This window comes from Candidatus Methylomirabilota bacterium, from assembly GCA_036001065.1.
Lineage (GTDB): Bacteria > Methylomirabilota > Methylomirabilia > Rokubacteriales > CSP1-6 > MNEF01.
This window is the reverse complement of record DASYUQ010000230.1, coordinates 1-16,198: the sequence shown is the minus strand read 5'-3', so window position 1 is coordinate 16,198 and position 16,198 is coordinate 1. Positions and strand designations below refer to the sequence as shown.

The 16,198-nt window shown below is 69.3% G+C and carries 21 protein-coding genes and 1 pseudogene; 11 read left to right on the top strand and 11 right to left on the bottom strand.

Going from position 1 to position 16,198, the window contains the following annotated elements; genetic code table 11:
* Positions 1 to 845, bottom strand: an 845-nt coding sequence (locus VGV13_22185; GenBank protein ID HEV8643785.1) for a cation diffusion facilitator family transporter, incomplete at its 3' end; no start/stop codon positions are given.
* Between the two features lie 67 nt (positions 846 to 912).
* On the opposite strand from VGV13_22185, the gene VGV13_22180 reads away from it, so the two are divergent.
* Positions 913 to 1,305 (top strand): hypothetical protein, encoded by a 393-nt coding sequence (locus tag VGV13_22180; GenBank protein HEV8643784.1) that lies wholly within the window; start codon positions 913 to 915, stop codon positions 1,303 to 1,305.
* A 251-nt stretch (positions 1,306 to 1,556) separates the two neighbouring features.
* Here the strand turns inward: VGV13_22180 and VGV13_22175 are convergent, their stop codons facing one another.
* From VGV13_22175 to VGV13_22135, 9 genes are all read right to left on the bottom strand, one after another.
* Positions 1,557 to 1,973 carry a hypothetical protein gene (locus VGV13_22175; protein HEV8643783.1) on the bottom strand — a complete coding sequence of 139 codons (417 nt, stop codon included), beginning with the start codon at positions 1,971 to 1,973 and terminating at the stop codon, positions 1,557 to 1,559.
* Between the two features lie 93 nt (positions 1,974 to 2,066).
* Positions 2,067 to 2,870: a hypothetical protein gene (locus VGV13_22170; protein HEV8643782.1), complete on the bottom strand. Its 804-nt coding sequence runs from the start codon at positions 2,868 to 2,870 to the stop codon at positions 2,067 to 2,069.
* Positions 2,871 to 2,875: 5 nt separating this feature from the next.
* Positions 2,876 to 3,253 carry a hypothetical protein gene (locus tag VGV13_22165; protein HEV8643781.1) on the bottom strand — a complete coding sequence of 126 codons (378 nt, stop codon included), beginning with the start codon at positions 3,251 to 3,253 and terminating at the stop codon, positions 2,876 to 2,878.
* Between the two features lie 11 nt (positions 3,254 to 3,264).
* Positions 3,265 to 4,680: a DegQ family serine endoprotease gene (locus VGV13_22160; protein HEV8643780.1), complete on the bottom strand. Its 1,416-nt coding sequence runs from the start codon at positions 4,678 to 4,680 to the stop codon at positions 3,265 to 3,267.
* A 268-nt stretch (positions 4,681 to 4,948) separates the two neighbouring features.
* Positions 4,949 to 5,287, bottom strand: coding sequence for a hypothetical protein (locus VGV13_22155; GenBank protein HEV8643779.1), 339 nt, complete (start codon positions 5,285 to 5,287; stop codon positions 4,949 to 4,951).
* 61 nt (positions 5,288 to 5,348) lie between these two features.
* Positions 5,349 to 5,702: a hypothetical protein gene (locus VGV13_22150; protein HEV8643778.1), complete on the bottom strand. Its 354-nt coding sequence runs from the start codon at positions 5,700 to 5,702 to the stop codon at positions 5,349 to 5,351.
* Between the two features lie 68 nt (positions 5,703 to 5,770).
* On the bottom strand, positions 5,771 to 7,183 hold the full coding sequence (locus VGV13_22145) for an ATP-binding protein (protein HEV8643777.1): 1,413 nt from the start codon (positions 7,181 to 7,183) through the stop codon (positions 5,771 to 5,773).
* Entirely contained in the window at positions 7,180 to 7,857 is a 678-nt protein-coding gene (locus tag VGV13_22140) for a response regulator transcription factor (GenBank protein HEV8643776.1), read from the bottom strand. Before VGV13_22140 ends, VGV13_22145 begins: the two co-directional genes overlap by 4 nt.
* Before the next feature lie 265 nt (positions 7,858 to 8,122).
* A complete protein-coding gene (locus VGV13_22135; GenBank protein ID HEV8643775.1) occupies positions 8,123 to 8,767 on the bottom strand; it encodes a sulfite oxidase-like oxidoreductase in 645 nt (214 codons plus the stop codon).
* Positions 8,768 to 8,885: 118 nt separating this feature from the next.
* Between VGV13_22135 and VGV13_22130 the strand changes: the two genes are divergently transcribed.
* A complete protein-coding gene (locus tag VGV13_22130; protein HEV8643774.1) occupies positions 8,886 to 9,653 on the top strand; it encodes an NYN domain-containing protein in 768 nt (255 codons plus the stop codon).
* A gap of 179 nt (positions 9,654 to 9,832) precedes the next feature.
* Here the strand turns inward: VGV13_22130 and VGV13_22125 are convergent, their stop codons facing one another.
* Positions 9,833 to 10,285, bottom strand: a complete 453-nt coding sequence (locus VGV13_22125) for a DoxX family protein (GenBank protein HEV8643773.1) — start codon at positions 10,283 to 10,285, stop codon at positions 9,833 to 9,835.
* Between the two features lie 55 nt (positions 10,286 to 10,340).
* Here VGV13_22125 and VGV13_22120 point away from each other — a divergent pair, with 55 nt between their 5' ends.
* The 9 genes and pseudogenes from VGV13_22120 to VGV13_22080 all read left to right on the top strand — a co-directional run bounded on the left by VGV13_22120 (position 10,341) and on the right by VGV13_22080 (position 16,062).
* Entirely contained in the window at positions 10,341 to 10,523 is a 183-nt protein-coding gene (locus tag VGV13_22120) for a hypothetical protein (GenBank protein ID HEV8643772.1), read from the top strand.
* A gap of 12 nt (positions 10,524 to 10,535) precedes the next feature.
* Positions 10,536 to 10,955, top strand: a pseudogene (locus tag VGV13_22115) (DsbA family protein).
* Positions 10,956 to 10,965: 10 nt separating this feature from the next.
* Positions 10,966 to 11,274 carry a Rieske (2Fe-2S) protein gene (locus VGV13_22110; protein HEV8643771.1) on the top strand — a complete coding sequence of 103 codons (309 nt, stop codon included), beginning with the start codon at positions 10,966 to 10,968 and terminating at the stop codon, positions 11,272 to 11,274.
* The gene (locus tag VGV13_22105) at positions 11,271 to 11,600 is read left to right on the top strand and encodes a cupin domain-containing protein (GenBank protein ID HEV8643770.1); all 330 of its coding nucleotides are present in this window, start codon (positions 11,271 to 11,273) and stop codon (positions 11,598 to 11,600) included. Before VGV13_22110 ends, VGV13_22105 begins: the two co-directional genes overlap by 4 nt.
* Before the next feature lie 35 nt (positions 11,601 to 11,635).
* Positions 11,636 to 11,992: a helix-turn-helix transcriptional regulator gene (locus tag VGV13_22100; protein HEV8643769.1), complete on the top strand. Its 357-nt coding sequence runs from the start codon at positions 11,636 to 11,638 to the stop codon at positions 11,990 to 11,992.
* 122 nt (positions 11,993 to 12,114) lie between these two features.
* Positions 12,115 to 12,399, top strand: coding sequence for a lipid-A-disaccharide synthase N-terminal domain-containing protein (locus VGV13_22095; protein ID HEV8643768.1), 285 nt, complete (start codon positions 12,115 to 12,117; stop codon positions 12,397 to 12,399).
* 57 nt (positions 12,400 to 12,456) lie between these two features.
* Positions 12,457 to 13,677, top strand: coding sequence for an alanine--glyoxylate aminotransferase family protein (locus VGV13_22090; protein HEV8643767.1), 1,221 nt, complete (start codon positions 12,457 to 12,459; stop codon positions 13,675 to 13,677).
* Complete coding sequence (locus tag VGV13_22085) at positions 13,678 to 14,679, top strand: NAD(P)-dependent oxidoreductase (GenBank protein HEV8643766.1); 1,002 nt, start codon at positions 13,678 to 13,680, stop codon at positions 14,677 to 14,679. It begins immediately after the preceding gene.
* Between the two features lie 138 nt (positions 14,680 to 14,817).
* A complete protein-coding gene (locus VGV13_22080) occupies positions 14,818 to 16,062 on the top strand; it encodes a hypothetical protein (GenBank protein HEV8643765.1) in 1,245 nt (414 codons plus the stop codon).
* Positions 16,063 to 16,198: the final 136 nt, after the last annotated feature.

The following is a 16,198-nucleotide window of genomic DNA, read 5'->3' as shown; positions in this document are numbered from 1 at the left end:
ATCGTCGTGTGATCGATACCGAAGCGCGCGTGCAGGACGGCGTGCAGCTCCTCCAGCAGCCGCTCGCTCTCGTCCAGGTGGTCCACGACCACGTGGGCGCTCATGGCCTCGCGCCCGGAGGTGAGCGTCCAGACGTGCAGATCGTGCACGCGCCGCACACCGGGCACCTGGGTCATCGCCTCCTCGATCTCGTCGAGCTTGAGGTGGGCGGGTGTGCCCTCCAGCAGGACGTTGACCGCCTGGGCCAGGAGCCGCCACGTCCGCGGCACGATGAAAATGGCGATGGCCGCGCTCACCAGGGGATCGACGACGTTCCAGCCCGTCCCCGTCACGATCCCCGCCGCCGCCAGGACGCCGACGGAAGACAGCGCGTCGCTGAGGACCTCGAGGTAGGCCGCCCGGACATTGAGGCTCGCCGTCGCTGCTCGATGTAAAAGCCAGGCGCCGAGGACGTTCACGCCGAGCCCCAGAGCCGCGATCACCATCATGGGTCCACCCAGCACCTCGGGGGGCGCCAGGATGCGCTGGTAGGACTCCACCAGGATCCAGCCCGCGACTGCCAGCAAGACGAGCGCGTTGACCAGCGCGGCCAGGATCTCGACGCGGTAGTAGCCGAACGTCTTGGCCGGCGTCGGCGGCCGGGCGGCGATCCATACGGCGAAGAGGGCGAGGACCAGCCCGCCCACGTCGGTCAGCATGTGGCCCGCGTCGGCGGCCAGGGCCAGGCTGCCCGTGAAGACGGCGCCGGCCACCTCGACCACCAGGAAGCCGCCGGTCAGGACGAGCACGGCCAGCAGTCGTCCGCGCGAGCGGCGGGCGGCGGTTTCTTGATGCGCCTGCGCCATCAGGGCGGATCGTATCAGGTTCCTGATAGAATGCCGCACGAATGCACCTGGACTTTCTCGGCCCGTCATGATCCGCCTCACCGGTTGGGTCGCCCTGCTCCTCGTCATCGCGTGGGTGCTCGCGCACCTGCTCTATCTCGGGCCGATCCGGGATGTGACCGAAACCACGCTGGCCTGGATGTTCTGGCTGGGCGGCATCTGCGGCGTGGTCGCCGCGCTGGCGGTCCTCGCCTTCGGGCTCGCCGCCGGGAGCGGCAGCCCCGTGTGGCTCAGGTTCGTCGCCTGGTCACGCACGGGCGCCGCCGTCGTGGGCTGCGCCCTCGTCCTCGTGGGCCTCCTGCACTACCGCGACACGGAGCCGCAGGGCGAGATCCGGTGGATCATTCTGGGGCTCGTGGTGCTGGCGGGCGCCGGCATCGTGCACTGGTGGGTGGTCCGGACACAGCGCCGCGTCTTCTGACCTTGTGCCACGGCTGCCGGCGCCGCCCATCCTCGCCCACCGCGACCGTGGTGGCGGCGGAGACGCCGGGCCACGGCGGCGGCCGGGACGGCAGTCACCCGAGAGCCGTACCTCCCGGCACCGTGGCCACTAGTGCCGTTCCAACTATTCGCGCCTAGGAAGGCACCGTGTACGTCGTTCGTGGACAGATTTAGTATCAACAAGTTGGAACGGCACTAGCGCATTCTCCCCGCCCTCAGCGCGCCGCCAGCTCAGCGTCGCATGATGTTATCGCCACCGGTGCCGCCGCCGCGCTCCAGCCAGTCATAGGAAAGCACAGAAACGCGATAGCTCGGCGCCTTGGCGGGGATCTCGACCTCGAAGTACGCGCGGGTGCCCGGCATCACGACATCGGGGATGCGCCCGATGGTGGTAGCGATCACCGAGCCGGCGGCGTCCAGGCTTTCCACCCTCAGGCGAACGTTCACCGCGGGCTCACCCCACGCGTTGTCGAGGTAGCCGCGCACTTCGGGTTTTCCCTTCCGCTCGGCGGGCTCCCACTCGATCTTGAAGAACTGCTCGCCGCCGTAGGTGGCGAAGTTCTGGGCGAGCGTCCTGCCTGGACTGGCGATCAGAGGTGGGATCACGAGGAGCGAGACGAGACCGATACGGGTAATCAACCGAACCATCTCTGGAACCTCCAATGACGGCGCCGGGGTCGGCGCCTGACCGGGTGCGGTGCAGTGCTCGCGGTGGTTCCGGGGCCGCTCGAGTCACCGACACTATCCCTCGCCCGCGGCGGCGGCGCGTGGATCGCCCGGGCGGTCGCGCCGGCCGCTCATGGGAATGGCGTAGGGAATCAGGAACAGCCACCGGATCCAGGACTCGGTCCGCTTGCCCAGCGCCCAGCTCAGGGCGCGTTGGAGGTCCGCCCGCACGAGGCGGATCCACGGCTTCCATAGCTCGAGCTCCTCCACCGGAATGGTCCGAACGAGCATCCAGCTCAGCCTCCCCGTCGGCTGGAGGTCGTCCGTGGCCGGAAGCTCACCGCGTGACATCGGAATCAGCACGCGCTCCACGACCCAGCGGTGCGTGCAGAGAATGAGCTGGCGGCGCAGGGCCGGCTCGACTTCGAGCCACGATGGCGTCATGTCCCGGTACCAGTCGACGAAGCGGAGCCGCGAGGAGGGCCGCCAATCGGGAGTCACGGGCTCACCGGGCAGGGCCGACGGCGGCGACGCCGGCCAGCCCTCGTCGGCCAGCCGCGTGCGCGCGATGTCGGTGAGCTGCGCGCGACGCTCGGGGTCGCCGTCGTATCGGCAGGTCCAGCGGCGGAGAATGGGGGCCGCGTTTCGAGCCGAACGCCACTGCAGCACGGAGATCGGCCCGGTCAGGCCGGCGGCGCGGAGGTCGTTGATGACGGCGCGGGCCACGCGGCACGTGTCGGCCAGCCAATGACCGCGCTCCTCCGGCAGGGGCAGGAAGGTTTGGCGCAGCAGGAGCGCCGTCTCACCGTCCGTGCCCTGGTGGACGGCGATCAGATCGGGGTGCCTGCGGCAGACGGCGGTATGCGCGCTGGTCCACATGGCCCTCACCGCCCCGGCCGGGAGAGCCCGGCCTGCTGCCCGGCGGCCGGGGACGCCGCCGTCTCGGGTCGCATGGCGGTCACCGAGACGGCCAGGCAGTGCCCATGACGGCTCTCGGTGGTGACCGTGACGTAGTCGCCGACGCGCAGATGAGCGGCGGTCAGCGGAGCGTGCTTGAAGCCGCCTTCCCCTCCCCCGGCGGCGGCGACCCCCGCGCGCGAGACCAGCTCGATCCGGGTCGCCGACGTCAGCTGGATCCGCCACGTGACGCGTCCGGCCTGGCCTCCCATCCAGGGCCCTACCTCCTCGAGCGTGATCACGCGGTGGCCGGCATCGAGCGCCAGGATCCTCCCGGAAACGAAGACGAGCGCGGTGCGTTCCATGGGCTTCCTCCTCACGAGGGCAGCGCGATGTAGAGATGGCCACCCTGCCGGTGCACGAGCAGCAGCGTCGGAACATCGGCCTGGTGCTGATGGATCAGCCGCGTCAAGTCGTCGACCGTCTTCACGGGATGGTGATCGACCTCGGCGATCACGTCGCCGGCCCGGACTCCCGCCGAAGCGGCCGGGCTGTCCTCCTCGATACCGCGGACCAACACGCCGCTGCGGTCGGGCAGACCCAGCTCCTGGGCCAGCTTCGGCGTGAGCGTCTCGACGGCCAGCCCGAGCGCCGGCCGACCTTTCGGGCCTGGCGTCGCCGGCTCCTCCGCCTCGGCGAGCTGCGCGATCTTCGCCGAGAGCGTCACCGCCTTGCCGTCGCGCATCGCGATGAGCCTTACCTGCCGCCCTACCGGTGTGGCGGCCACGGCACGCGGAAGCTCCTCCGAGCGCGCGATTGGCCGGCCGTCGTACTCGACGATGACGTCCCCCGGCTTCAGGCCGGCCTTGGTCGCCGGCGAGCCCTCGACGACCGCGCTCACCAGCGCACCCCGCGCCTCGGCCATCCCGAAGCTCCGGGCCAGCTCGGGCGTGACCCGCTGGATCGCGACGCCCAGGTAACCGCGGACCACATGGCCCATCCCAGCCAGCTGCGCGAGCACCGGCTTGGCCAGATTTACGGGAATCGCGAATCCGATGCCCACGGACCCGCCCGACTGCGTGACGATCGCCGTGTTGATCCCGACCGCCTGGCCGCGCACGTTGATCAGCGGGCCGCCGCTGTTGCCGGGGTTGATAGACGCATCGGTCTGGATGAAGTCGTCGTAGGGCCCATCGCCGATCACGCGCCCGGTCCCGCTCACGATGCCGGTGGTGACCGTCTGCTCGAGGCCGAACGGATTGCCGATCGCCATCACCGGCTCGCCCACCCGCAGCAGGGAGGAGTCGCCGAGCGGGATCAGCGGAAGCCCGGTGGCGTCGACCTTGAGCAGGGCCAGATCGGTCCGCCCGTCGCGGCCCAGCACCTTGGCGGTCAGCTCCCGACCGTCCGAGAGCCGCACCTTGATCTCGCTGGCCCCGTCCACCACATGGTTGTTGGTCACGATGTAGCCGTTCGCGTTGACGACGAAGCCCGAGCCCAGACTGCGGACGGCGCGGCGGGGCGTTTCGAAGAAGCGCTCGAAGAACGGATCGCCCGGCTGGCCACCGCCTTCGAAGCGCTTGGTGTTGATGTTGACGACGGCCGGCTTCAGCATCCGGGCCAGCTCCACCCACGGCGACGGCGGCGGTGACGCGGCGTCGAGGGTCCGTTCACTCCACAACGGCGTCGGCGGCCCCGCCGTGAACGCCGGCCCCGGCCTGACAGTGACGAGCGCGAGCGCCGCCATCAGCCCGACGGCTGCCCACAGGTGGACGGACAGACCTGCCCTCATCGAACGCTCCTTTCTGGTGATCCCGTGTGTCGTCATCACGTGGTCCCGCTCATGGTCGCGGAGAAGGCTAGCAGGCCGACATGAGTCGGCGGTGAGAAGGGCATGAGAAGTTTCTCATCCGGCCTCGACGAGGCAGATCCGAACCTTCCCCTCTCGGGCCAGACTCGAGAGCAGCGACGTCGGATCACGAACCGCTGGCGACCCGCCGCGCCTTGTTCTCGTCGAACCACCGATTCCTCGCCCCTCCCTCGATGAGGAGGTCGCGCCGTCATCGGCCGCCGAAGTTCGTGCCGACGTCCGGCCGGTACGCTCCTGCACACCAGGAGTCATCGGTCACGCCGGCGCCGCTCGGAACCGGGGCGCCGTTCACCAGGGCCGGCGCGGCGGCCGACCACAGGCCCCTCGCCGGACCCACCGCGTGCGGCGCGGGCACGGCGGCCCCGTTCAGAAGGACCGCGCCCGGCGACTCGCCCGCACAGGCGCTGGCGGGCGCCGTCGAGATGCTGGCGGATAGGTCGGCATCGCGGTCGACGAACCCCGTACCGCCCGCGAACGCGGTTCCCGTCAGGGTTCCTGCCAAGACCAGCACGCTGATCCATGTCTTCATAGAAGACCTCCCTCTCGAATGCCCGAGGTTCGTCCGGCTTCCGCGCATCAGATCGGAAGCGTCAGCCGAGTGGCGATCGGAGGGCGGGAGGTCCGCGGGTCGCGTCCGCGGTCAGGACGACGGTGACGACGCCGGGCGGCCCGTAGAACGAGCGCTCGACGACGGACAGCCCGGGCCGAGCGACCAGCGGCGCCGCGCCATCGAGGGTGCCGGCCGTCGACGTCGCCAGCAGCACCGCATCGTCGTGGTCAGCGTCGTCATAGAGGCCGGAGAACCATGTCGGATCGGGAGGGCTCGCATGAGCGAGCATCACCAGCGTCGCCACCGCGCCGAGGCTCATCAGCGCGACGACAACCCTTCCCAGCCTCCCCAGCTGGCGAAGCACCGTGGCGGGCGTTCGGGGCCTGCGCGTCATCACCGGTCCTGGTCCCGGACGGTCGCACCGAAACATGAGGGGACGATGAAACGGAGATGAGAAGTTTCTCAGGCAAGGGGCAGGTAGATCGTGAACGTGCTGCCGGCGCCCAGGCGGCTCTCCACCGTGATGGTCCCGCCGTGCGCCCGCACGATCGACCGGGCGATCGCCAGTCCGAGCCCGGCACCCCCCGCCTCCGGCATCGGGGTGTCGAGCCGCACGAAGGGCTCGAACACGCGCTGGCCGTCGGCGGGGTCGATCCCGATGCCCGTGTCGCTCACCACGATCGCGGCGCGGCCGTCGGCGCATCCCAGCGAGAGCTCGACCTTGCCCCCCGCCGGCGTGTACTTGACGGCGTTGTCGACCAGGTTCACGATCGCGCGGCGCAGCGCGGCGGCGTCCCCCTCCACCGCGGCCGGACAGACCTCGCCGGGCCGCACCGCCACGCCTTGCGCCTGGCCGAGCCGGACGCCGACGTCGAAGGCGTCGACGAGCACGGCGTCGAGCTCCACCCGGGAGCGCGGCGGTGGCGTGCGGGCGGCGAAGCGGGAGAGCAGCAGCAGATCCTCGGCCAGGCGAGTCAGGCGCTCTACCTCCTCGAGGCTGGAGGTCAGCACCCGCCGATACTCCTCACTCGACCGCTCGGCCCGGAGCGCGACCTCGACCTCGCCTTTGAGCACGGTGAGCGGCGTGCGGAGCTCGTGGGCGGCGTCGGCGGCGAAGCGACGCATCTGCGCGAACAGCCCCTCCAGACGGGCCAGCATCGCGTTCAGGGTCTCGGCCAGGTGGTCCAGCTCGTCCCCGGTGCCGCGCAGGACGATGCGTTGGGCCAGATCTGCGCCCGTCGTGATCCGCCGCGCCGTGCGCGACATCGCGTCGACCGGCTGCAGCGCGGCCCGGGCGATGATGACGCCGCCGGCCGCCGCCAGAGCCAGCCCCAGGGGAACCAGGACCAGCAGCGACTCCAGATAACGGGCCAGCGTGTGCTCGGTGCGCTCCAGCGGGATCCCCACCTGAACGAGGTGCGTGAGCTGCCCGCCGCGAGTAATCGGAAGCGTGAGCAGGCGGACCCGCTCGCCCGTGGGCAGCCGGACCGTCTCGAACGTCCGGACGCCGCGGGCGGCGTCGGCTCGCGCCGCGGCCGAGAGAGGAAGGGCGCGACCGCGAAGTTGCGTCGAGCGGGCCGCCGGGTGGCCCTCGGGATCCACGAGCTGAAAGAACTTGTCGTAGAACTCGGGGCCCAGGATCTGCCGCAGCGCCATCTCCGGGCCGGCCCCGGCGGCGAGGTCGGCGCCCGAGTAGCCGGTGTCGTGGATCACCTGCGCCACCGTCAGCAGCGAGGTGTCCAGATCCTGCATGATCGTCCAGCGGAGCCGGGAATAGGACAGCACGCTGACGACCAGCAGCATCACGAAGAGGATCGCCGTATACCACAGCGTCAGCCGGGTGCGGACCGCCAGGGGCACGCCCCAGCGCTTCACTCGGCTGCCTTCATCACGTACCCGGCGCCGCGCATCGTGTGCAGCAGCCGGCGTTCAGCCCGGTCGTCGATCTTGCGGCGCAGGTAACCGACATAGACGTCGATGATGTTGCTCTCGGGATCGAAGTCCAGGCCCCAGACGTGCTCGGCGATCATCGGGCGCGTCAGGACACGCCCGACGTTGCGCAAGAAGTATTCGAGCAACGCGTACTCGCGCGCGGTCAGGTCGATGCGCCGTCCGCCGCGGGTCACCCCGCGGGTCGCAGGATCCACGGCGAGATCGTCGAGCTGGAGGAGCGGCAGCCGTTGATCGGTACCCCGGCGCAGCAGCGCCCGGACGCGGGCCAAGAACTCCTCGAAGGAGAACGGCTTCGTCAGGTAGTCGTCGGCGCCGAGATCCAACCCCGTGACCTTGTCGGTCACGCTGTCGCGAGCGGTCAGGATGAGGACAGGCGTCTTGATCCGGTGGGCGCGGAGCGTCTTCAACACGTCGAGGCCGTCGTGCTTGGGAAGCATGAGGTCGAGGACGATGAGGTCATAGGGGGGGCCGGCCAGGAGAAGGTCGAGCGCCTCGGCGCCGTCGGACGCCACCTCGACGGTGTGCCCCTCCTCGGCGAGCCCCTGACGGATGAAGCTCGCGACCTTGCGCTCATCCTCGACGACCAGAACCCGCATAGCCTGCGCCGCCGATCAGTATACCCACCGTCCGATGCCGCATGGCGAATGCACCGACCAGGAGCCGTGCCCCGACACGGCAGATACCGCCGGAATGCTCGCGGCAGGCTGCGGAGCGTTGCAGTGTCACGCGAGGCGGGGGCGGGGTTGCCTCCGGAGACCCGTGTCTTCTGGGGGTCGAGGGAGCCCCGGCTAAGAAGAAGGCACGCGAGGATCGTGGATAGCGTGGTCGACGGAGGCAACCCCGCCCCCGCCCGCGAGAAAACTACGAGCGCTCGCGGAGCCGGCGCGCGGCCTCCGCACGCATCTTCTGCATGGCGTGCGTCTCCTGGTCGGAGTAGCGCTCCTCCTTCCAGGGGTCGGCGCGCATGTGGTAACCGTTCTGCTCCCAGAAGCCGGGCGGGTTGACGTCGAGGAACTCGAAGGCCCGCACCCACTTGGCGCTCTTCCAGAAGTAGAGCTTGGGCACGACCAGCCGGCAGGGGCCGCCGTGGTCGGGCTCGAGGTCCCGGCCGTTGTGCTTGAGGGCCAGCAGCGCGTGGTCCTGGACGAGGTCATCCAGCGCCAGGTTCGTCGTGTAGTCGGGCTCGGCGTGAACCATCACGTGCGTGGCCTGCGGCCTCGGCCGAACCCGGCGCATGATCTCGCGGATGTGCACGCCCTCCCACTCGTTGTCCAGCTTCGACCAGCGCGTGACGCAGTGGACGTCGGAGGTGATCTTGACGCGAGGCAGCGCCAGAAACTCCTCCCAGGTCCAGCCCACCTCCTCCGCGACGAGCCCGAAGCAGCGGAAGGTCCAGCGCCGCAGATCGACGCGGGGCGTGAGGCCGTAGGTGAGGACCGGCCACTTGAGTGTCAGGGTCTGCCCCGGGGGCACCCGGTCGGCCAGCGCGGGATCGACGTCCTTCATTCGCCACGACCTCCAGAGCTCGAAAATCAAGCGCGCCATCGGTCGGACCCCACTATACAATAGACGGCCAGAGTAACGGCGACGGGGACCGCTGTCGCCTCGACGAAAGGACATACGAATGAACGGAGAACGGAAGCTGGCGCTGTTCATCGACTTCGAGAACATCGCCCGCGGCGTCAAGGAGGCCCAATACAAACAATTCGAGATCAAGCTGGTGCTGGAACGGCTGCTCGAAAAGGGCAAGATCATCGTCCGGCGCGCCTATGCGGACTGGAACCGCTTCACCGAGTACAAGCGTCCCTTCCACGAGTGGGCCATCGAGCTGATCGACGTCCCCCAGAGCCGCTACAGCGGTAAGAACTCCGCCGACATCCGGATGGTGGTGGACGCCCTCGACCTCGCCTATGGCAAGACGCACATCGACTCCTTCGCGCTGGTGTCCGGCGACTCGGACTTCTCCCCGCTGGTCTCGAAGCTGCGCGAGAACGATCGGTACGTGATCGGGCTGGGGGTGAAGTCGTCGTCCTCGGACCTGCTCGTGGCCAACTGCGACGAGTTCATCTTTTACGAGGACCTGATCCGCGACACGAAGAAGACGACCCTGCTGCGGGGGCTGCCCGAGAAGAAGGCCGAGGCGATGGCGCAGCTCATCGACGCCATCCAGGCGCTCATGCGCGAGAACAAGGAGACGCTCTGGGGCTCGATGGTCAAGCAGACGATGATCCGCAAGAACCCGGCCTTCAACGAGTCCTACTACGGCTACTCGACCTTCTCCAAGCTGCTCGAGGACGCGGCCAAGCAGAAGATCGTGACGCTCGAGCGGGACGAGAAGAGCGGCACCTACGTCATCACGTCGCTCAGCGAGGAGGGCGGTCGCGCCGCCTGATTACTTCGGAGGGGGCCTCGACGGCCCCCTCCGAGGCCTCCCCCAGAATGGATTGCGCCGGCGGAGCCGGCGCTCGAAACTGGTTTCGTTCTCCTAGTGCCGTTCCAACTTGTTGATACTAAATCTGTCCACGAACGACGTACACGGTGCCTTCCTAGGCGCGAATAGTTGGAACGGCACTAGTCGACGCCCCACGGGACCAGCAGCCAGTCGATCGACCAGGCGCCGGCCCCGCCGATGAGGATCGACAGCGCCATGGCGATGAGCACGAGATTGAACTCGAAGCCGTGGCCCTTGCCCGGAGTCATCGAGAAGTTGATGAAGAAGCCGTGCTGGGCGTGCACCTTGGCGATCGCCATCGCCATCACGACGATGAGGCCGAAGGCGGCGGGTCGGGCCAGGAAGCCCAGGATCATGGAAATGCCGCCCAGGAACTCGATGAACGCCGCCAGCGCGGCGGCGGCCGGCGGGACCCCCAGCCCCTTCTGGAAGTAGGCGATCGTCCCCTTGAGGCCGGGGCCGCCGAACCAGCCCAGCACCTTTTGTGACCCGTGGGCAAAGAAGACGACGCCCAGACCGAGACGCACCACCAGGTGAGACCAGGACGGGTACGTGCCGAACAAGAGCTCCATGGGTCCCCTCCCTCCACGTTGCGCGAGGTCCGACAGCAGCGTATTCTGAGCCGACGTGAACGACAGTTCGGCGTGGCGCCCGCACCCGCGGCGAGTGTACTACATTCTGCTCCTCGCCCCGCTCGTCCTCTTGGCCTCGCCGGCCCCCGGACAGATCGACCTCACCGTAGAACCGGCGATGACGAAGGGGCCGGCCCGGGCCCCGGTGACGATCGTGGAGTTCTCGGATTACCAGTGACCGTACTGCAAGCGGGTCCAGCGGTCGCTGGCCGCGATCCTCAAGGAGTACGACGGGCAGGTGCGCCTCGTTTTCAAGGACCTGCCGCTGGCCATCCACGATCGGGCGCGCCCGGCCCACGAGGCGGCGCGTTGCGCCGGGGCCGAGGGGCGGTACTGGGCGTACCACGACCGGCTCTTCGAAGAGCAGCCGCGGTTCGGGCGGGAGCACCTGATCCGCTACGCGATCGACCTCGGGATCGACGGGGAGCGCTTCGCCCGCTGCCTGGATGGACGCACCTTTGCCGCCGCCGTGGAGGCCGATGTGGGGCAGGCGCGCGCCCTGGGAATCAATACCACGCCGACGTTCCTCGTCAACGGCCGCATGCTGGTAGGCGCCCACCCGCCGGAGGCGTTCCGCGAGGTCATCGCCGAGGCGCTCCGTAAACGCTGAGGAGGCAGGCTTGCCATTCGTCCGGGTCGCCGGCGCCCACGACATTCCCGTCGGCCACGGCACGCTGGTAGAAAGTAACGGCCTCATGTTCGCCGTCTTCAACGTCGGCGGCGGCCGCTTCTACGCCTGCGGCGCGATCTGCCCGCACGAGGGCGGGCCCCTGGCCGACGGCTGGCTCGAGGGCCAGACGGTCGTCTGCCCCTGGCACGGCTTCGACTACGATCTCGAAACCGGGACGTGCCGCGTGGACCCCGATCTGGCGATTTCGGTCTACCCCGTGCGCGTGGTCGGCGGCGCCGTCGAGGTGGACCTGCCATGACCACGCCGGCACCGGTTACCCTGTACGTCAACGTGGTGGATCGCCCGTGGCAGGAGCGCCGCTCCGGCGTCCACTGGAGGGTCTTGTGGGAGGAGGGCGATCGCAAGGCCGTCCTCATGCGCTACGCGCCGGGCGCCACCATCCCGCGGCACCGCCACCTCGGGGACGAGCAGATCTTCGTGCTCGAGGGGAGCGTCACCGACGACACCGGGACCTGCACCAGCGGCAACTATGCCCGCCGGCCCCCGGGTTGCATCCACAGCGTTAGCAGCCGGGACGGCGCCCTGGTGCTGGCCATCATGTCCGGCCGCACCGAGCCATGTTAGTCTGACCAATTGACAATGCTTCGCAGAGGGCAGAGGTGGCAGAACGAGCGGTCCCACATGTACGAAAGTTCCTAGGTCAACGCCTCCGCGCCCTCCGCGGGCAACGTGGCCTGAGCCAGGAACGCCTCGGACGGCGGTCGGGTCTCAGCGGCAAGTTCATCGGCGAGGTGGAGCGGGGCGAAAAGTCGATCTCGGTCGACAGTCTCCATCACGTCGCGGTGGCGCTGGAAGTGCCGCTCCGCCACCTGATCGACGTGCGCCCCGGCCGGCGGGCCGTCGTCCCCAGCGAGGAGGCCGAGAAGATCTTCGCCCTCGTCTCCGCGCGTCGGCGCCCGGCCGACGTCCGCAAGGCCCTGCAGGTCCTCCGCGCGATGCTCGGCGGCGCACCCTAGTGCCGTTCCAACTATTCGCGCCTAGGAAGGCACCGTGTACGTCGTTCGTGGACAGATTTAGTATCAACAAGTTGGAACGGCACTAGCCCGTTCGACGCGCGCGCGATCAAAGAGGTGGGGGAATGTTGACGGCAGAACATGTGTGGCTCGGGATCGGTCTGCTCGGGCAGGCGTTGTTCTCGGCGCGCTTCCTGGTTCAGTGGGTCGCGACCGAACGGAAGCGACAGAGCGTGGTCCCGCGCGAGTTCTGGTACTTCTCGGTGGGAGGAGGGCTCACGCTCCTGGCCTACGCGATCCACCGCCTGGACCCCGTCTTCATCCTGGGGCAGAGCGCCGGCCTGTTCGTCTACGCGCGCAACCTCTACTTCATCCACCGGCGCCGGGAGCGGGCCGGCGTGGCCACCTGAGCGGAACCCGCGCCGGACACGCTACAATGCGGCCACCCTGACCGCCGAGGAGACGCCATGTCCGTGACGATCAACTGGGCCCAGTGCCACACCCGCCCCCTGCTCATGATCCCCGGCCCCACCGAGCTGCCGCCGCCCGTCATCCAGGCGCTGAGCCAGCCGCCGACGATCCAGTACGACCGCTCGTTCGACGAAGGCGTGCTGGAGCCTACGACGCTCGGCCTGCGGAAGGTCTTCAAGACGAAGGGCGAGGTCATCCTGATGCCAGGCTCGGGGCGGACCGCGCTCGAGTCCGGTGCGCTGTCGATCGTCGAGCCGGGGGACCGCGTGCTGGTCATCGGAGCGGGCCAGTTCGGCGTGCTGATGCGCGAGATCATGAGCCGCGTGGGCGCCGGGCTGACCGAGTTCACGACCGAGTTGGGCCAGCCGCTCGACCTCAAGCGCCTGGCCGCCGAGGCCGAGCGGCTGCGGCCGAAGGCCATCACGCTGGTGCACAACGAGACCTCCACCGGCACCACCTACCCCGCCGCCGAGGTCGGGCGCATCGCCCGCAGCGTGGGCGCGCTCTTCCTGCTCGACACCGTCTCCTCCATCGCCGGCATCGACGTGCGCACCGACGAGTGGGGCGTGGACCTCAACATGACGGGCTCGCAGAAATGCCTGGCGGCGCCGCTCGGCCTGGCCCTGGTGGCCGTGAGCCCGCGCGCCTGGGAGGCGATGGAGCAGCGCCAGCGCAAGGCGTCGAGCTGGGCCTACGACCTGCTGCGCTGGAAGGAGCTCTGGATCCCGGAGTCCCGCGGCGGCCGCGTGAAGGACGGCGCGCCGCGCCGCCAGCCGGTCTCGATCCCCACCCATCTCACCGCCGCCATGCAGGTCGCCGTCCGGCTGATCCTGGAGGAGGGGCTTCCCCATCGCTTCCGCCGTCACGAGGTGGCGGCCGCCGCCCTGCGCAGCGGCGTCCAGGCGATGGGGCTCGAGATGTTCCCACACCCGGCGCTCTGGTCGAACACCGTGTCCTGCATCAAAGCGCCCGCGGGCGTCGAGACCACCGCCGTCGTCGATCGCATGCGGGATCAGTACGGCATCCTCATCGGCACCGGCCTCGACAAGATCCGCGCGACGACGCTGCGGATCGGGACAATGGGCATCACCGCCAGCCCCCAGTACGTGCTGCCCACGCTGGGCGCGCTCGAGCTCACGCTGCGCGACCTCGGCTACAAGTGCGAGCCCGGCACCGGCGTGGCCGCCGCCCAGCAGACCTTCGCCGACGCGTCGTGAATGGCGCCACCCTGGGAGGCTAGGGCCGACCGCCCGCTGATCGTCGTCCCCGACGACTTCCCCGCCGTCTTCGAGGGCACGCCGGCCCACGAGCGCTGCCGGCAGCTCGGCGAGGTGCGGGTCTTCACCGCGCGGGGCGCCGACGAGGAAGCCGAGCTGATCCGGCGCGTGGACCGCGCGCACGTCGTCATCAACATCCGTGCCCATGCCCGCTTCACCGAGGGTGTCTTCGCCGCTTGCCGGAATCTCAAGATGGTCTCGATCTGGGGGACCGGGACCGACAACGTCGACCTCAACGCGGCCGGCCGCCACGGCGTCACCGTCTGCAACACGCCGGGCGTCAACGCCGGGGCGGTGGCCGAGCACGCGCTGGCCCTCATGCTCGCCCTGGCCCGCCGCATCCCCCGGATCGACCACGAGATGCGCGAAGGGCGCTGGCCCCGCGAGCTGCTCACCCAGCTCCTGGGCCGGACCCTGGGCGTGTTCGGAACCGGCACCATCGGCTCCCGGGTGGTCGAGCTGGGCCGGGCCGTCGGCATGACCGTGCTGGCCTGGAGCCTCCGCGGTGACGCCGGTCGCGTCGCGGCACTGGGCGCTCGGGCCGCCGCCCCCAAGGAGGAGATCCTGCGGCAGGCCGACGTCGTCTCGCTGCACCTCCGGCTCACGCCCGAGACGCGCGGCTTCATCGGCCGCAAGGAGCTGTCGGTGATGAAGCGCACGGCGCTCCTGATCAACACGGCGCGCGGCGCCCTGGTCGAGCGCGACGCGCTGGTCGACGCGCTGGCCCAGGGCAAGATCGGCGGCGCCGGGCTCGACGTCTTCCACGACGAGCCGCTCAAGCCCGGCGATGCGATCCTCAAGCTGGAGAACGTCGTGCTCTCCCCGCACAACGCGGGGCAGACGCCGGAGGTGATCCGGGACGGTCTGCTCCGCGCGGTCGAGAACGTGGAAAACTTCCTGGGCGGGCGGCCGACCGACGTGGTCGTCGCTCCGGCGAAGTGAGGCGCCACGCCTGCACAGATTCCTGGGCACTCGTGCCAGGTTCCCCGGGCAGTGCGGCACACCATCTCTCGACTAAGTCCTGATTGAGCCTGTCATCGCTACCTCGGCACGTCTCTTGCCGACGCACCCTAGCAACGCATGGACACAGGCTGGAGAGCGGTCGGGATCGTCGTATTGACGCTCATCCTCGGATGGCGCGCCTCTCCGGTGGCCGCGCAGAGCTTCCAACCGGTCTTCACGAAGCAGTACACGCGGCAGACTGGAACGCCGGTGACCGCGTCCGACAGCTTCGCCGCCTGCGATCCCTCTGGGACCTTCCGGATGGTTGTCATCAACGGTCCGAGTGGCCGGGACCAGATCGGGACCGACCCGATCAGCAGCGGCTCGCTCTTCGTCAATGGCACGGAGGTCATCCACGAGCACGACTTCAATCAAAAGGTCACGCGGATCGAGCGCGCGCTGTCCGGGATTGTGCCGTTGAATCGTCTCGACGTCAGGATCCGCAGCGGCCCCAGTAGTGCGATCCAGGTGACCGTCGAGGGAGTCCAGCGCTGCCTCGGCATCACGATCACCTCTCCGGCGCCGGGGAGCACCGTCAGCCGGTCTCCTGTTCTGGTTCGTGGCGAGGTCAGAACTCCGCCCGGCACTGACTTCGGCGTCACGGTGAACGGGACGCCCGGCTTCCTCACCGCCAACGGCTTCGCCGCTATCGTCGCGCTCGACGCGGGGCCGCAAACCATCACCGCGCGCCTCAACGATCCCACCGGGATGATCGCCCAGGACACGATTTCCGTCCAAGTGACCCCTGCCCCGGCCTCTGCCGGGCTCTTCGTAACTGCGTCTCCCGGAACGGGCATGGCCCCACTCGCCGTGGCGCTCCGGGCGAGCTTCCTCGGCGCCGCGGCGAACTATCAGTGGGACGTCGACGGAAACGGAACCACCGATTTCTCCGGCGCGGCGCTCGACGAGATTACCTTCCCGTACGCCACCCCCGGCCTCTACTTCCCGAAGGTGATCGTGACTGACGCCCAGGGGACGCAGACCGTCGGGAACGCCGCCGTCTTCGTGCTCTCCCAAGCCGACCTCGTCGCCCTGCTCGAGGCCAAGTGGCAGGGCCTCAAGGACGCGCTGCGGGCCGGGAACGTCGCGCGCGCGCGCGGCTTTATCTCCGTTCGCCGCCGCGCCCAGTACGACGAGATCTTCCGGAATCTGACGCTCCCGCTCTCGGCCATCGACCAGGTGCTGACCGACATCCGCTTCGTGCAGGCGCGTGCGCAGACGGTGGAGTTCGAGATGCTGCGGTCGGACGAACGCGGCCAACTCTCGTACCTCGTCCGCTTCGCCGTGGATGAGGACGGGATCTGGCGACTTCAGGACATGTGAGGATGCGCTTCGCGCCTCGCCGCTTCGCCTCTGCGCTCGTGGTGATCGCCGGAATCGCCGGCTGCGCGGTGAGCCCAGGACCGGTATCCGCCGGCCCCTATCGCGGGCGGGTGATCGACGCCGAGACCAAGGAGCC

Bases quoted from the DNA above. Each gene is read 5' to 3' on its own strand.
- VGV13_22180 (HEV8643784.1), top strand. From the start codon at position 913: ATGATCCGCCTCACCGGTTGGGTCGCCCTGCTCCTCGTCATCGCGTGG.
- VGV13_22085 (HEV8643766.1), top strand. From the start codon at position 13,678: ATGGCGCCACCCTGGGAGGCTAGGGCCGACCGCCCGCTGATCGTCGTC.
- VGV13_22155 (HEV8643779.1), bottom strand. From the start codon at position 5,287: ATGAAGACATGGATCAGCGTGCTGGTCTTGGCAGGAACCCTGACGGGA.
- VGV13_22125 (HEV8643773.1), bottom strand. From the start codon at position 10,285: ATGGAGCTCTTGTTCGGCACGTACCCGTCCTGGTCTCACCTGGTGGTG.
- VGV13_22160 (HEV8643780.1), bottom strand. From the start codon at position 4,680: ATGAGGGCAGGTCTGTCCGTCCACCTGTGGGCAGCCGTCGGGCTGATG.
- VGV13_22165 (HEV8643781.1), bottom strand. From the start codon at position 3,253: ATGGAACGCACCGCGCTCGTCTTCGTTTCCGGGAGGATCCTGGCGCTC.
- VGV13_22130 (HEV8643774.1), top strand. From the start codon at position 8,886: ATGAACGGAGAACGGAAGCTGGCGCTGTTCATCGACTTCGAGAACATC.
- VGV13_22170 (HEV8643782.1), bottom strand. From the start codon at position 2,870: ATGTGGACCAGCGCGCATACCGCCGTCTGCCGCAGGCACCCCGATCTG.
- VGV13_22150 (HEV8643778.1), bottom strand. From the start codon at position 5,702: ATGACGCGCAGGCCCCGAACGCCCGCCACGGTGCTTCGCCAGCTGGGG.
- VGV13_22105 (HEV8643770.1), top strand. From the start codon at position 11,271: ATGACCACGCCGGCACCGGTTACCCTGTACGTCAACGTGGTGGATCGC.
- VGV13_22175 (HEV8643783.1), bottom strand. From the start codon at position 1,973: ATGGTTCGGTTGATTACCCGTATCGGTCTCGTCTCGCTCCTCGTGATC.
- VGV13_22095 (HEV8643768.1), top strand. From the start codon at position 12,115: ATGTTGACGGCAGAACATGTGTGGCTCGGGATCGGTCTGCTCGGGCAG.
- VGV13_22135 (HEV8643775.1), bottom strand. From the start codon at position 8,767: ATGAAGGACGTCGATCCCGCGCTGGCCGACCGGGTGCCCCCGGGGCAG.
- VGV13_22090 (HEV8643767.1), top strand. From the start codon at position 12,457: ATGTCCGTGACGATCAACTGGGCCCAGTGCCACACCCGCCCCCTGCTC.
- VGV13_22080 (HEV8643765.1), top strand. From the start codon at position 14,818: ATGGACACAGGCTGGAGAGCGGTCGGGATCGTCGTATTGACGCTCATC.
- VGV13_22140 (HEV8643776.1), bottom strand. From the start codon at position 7,857: ATGCGGGTTCTGGTCGTCGAGGATGAGCGCAAGGTCGCGAGCTTCATC.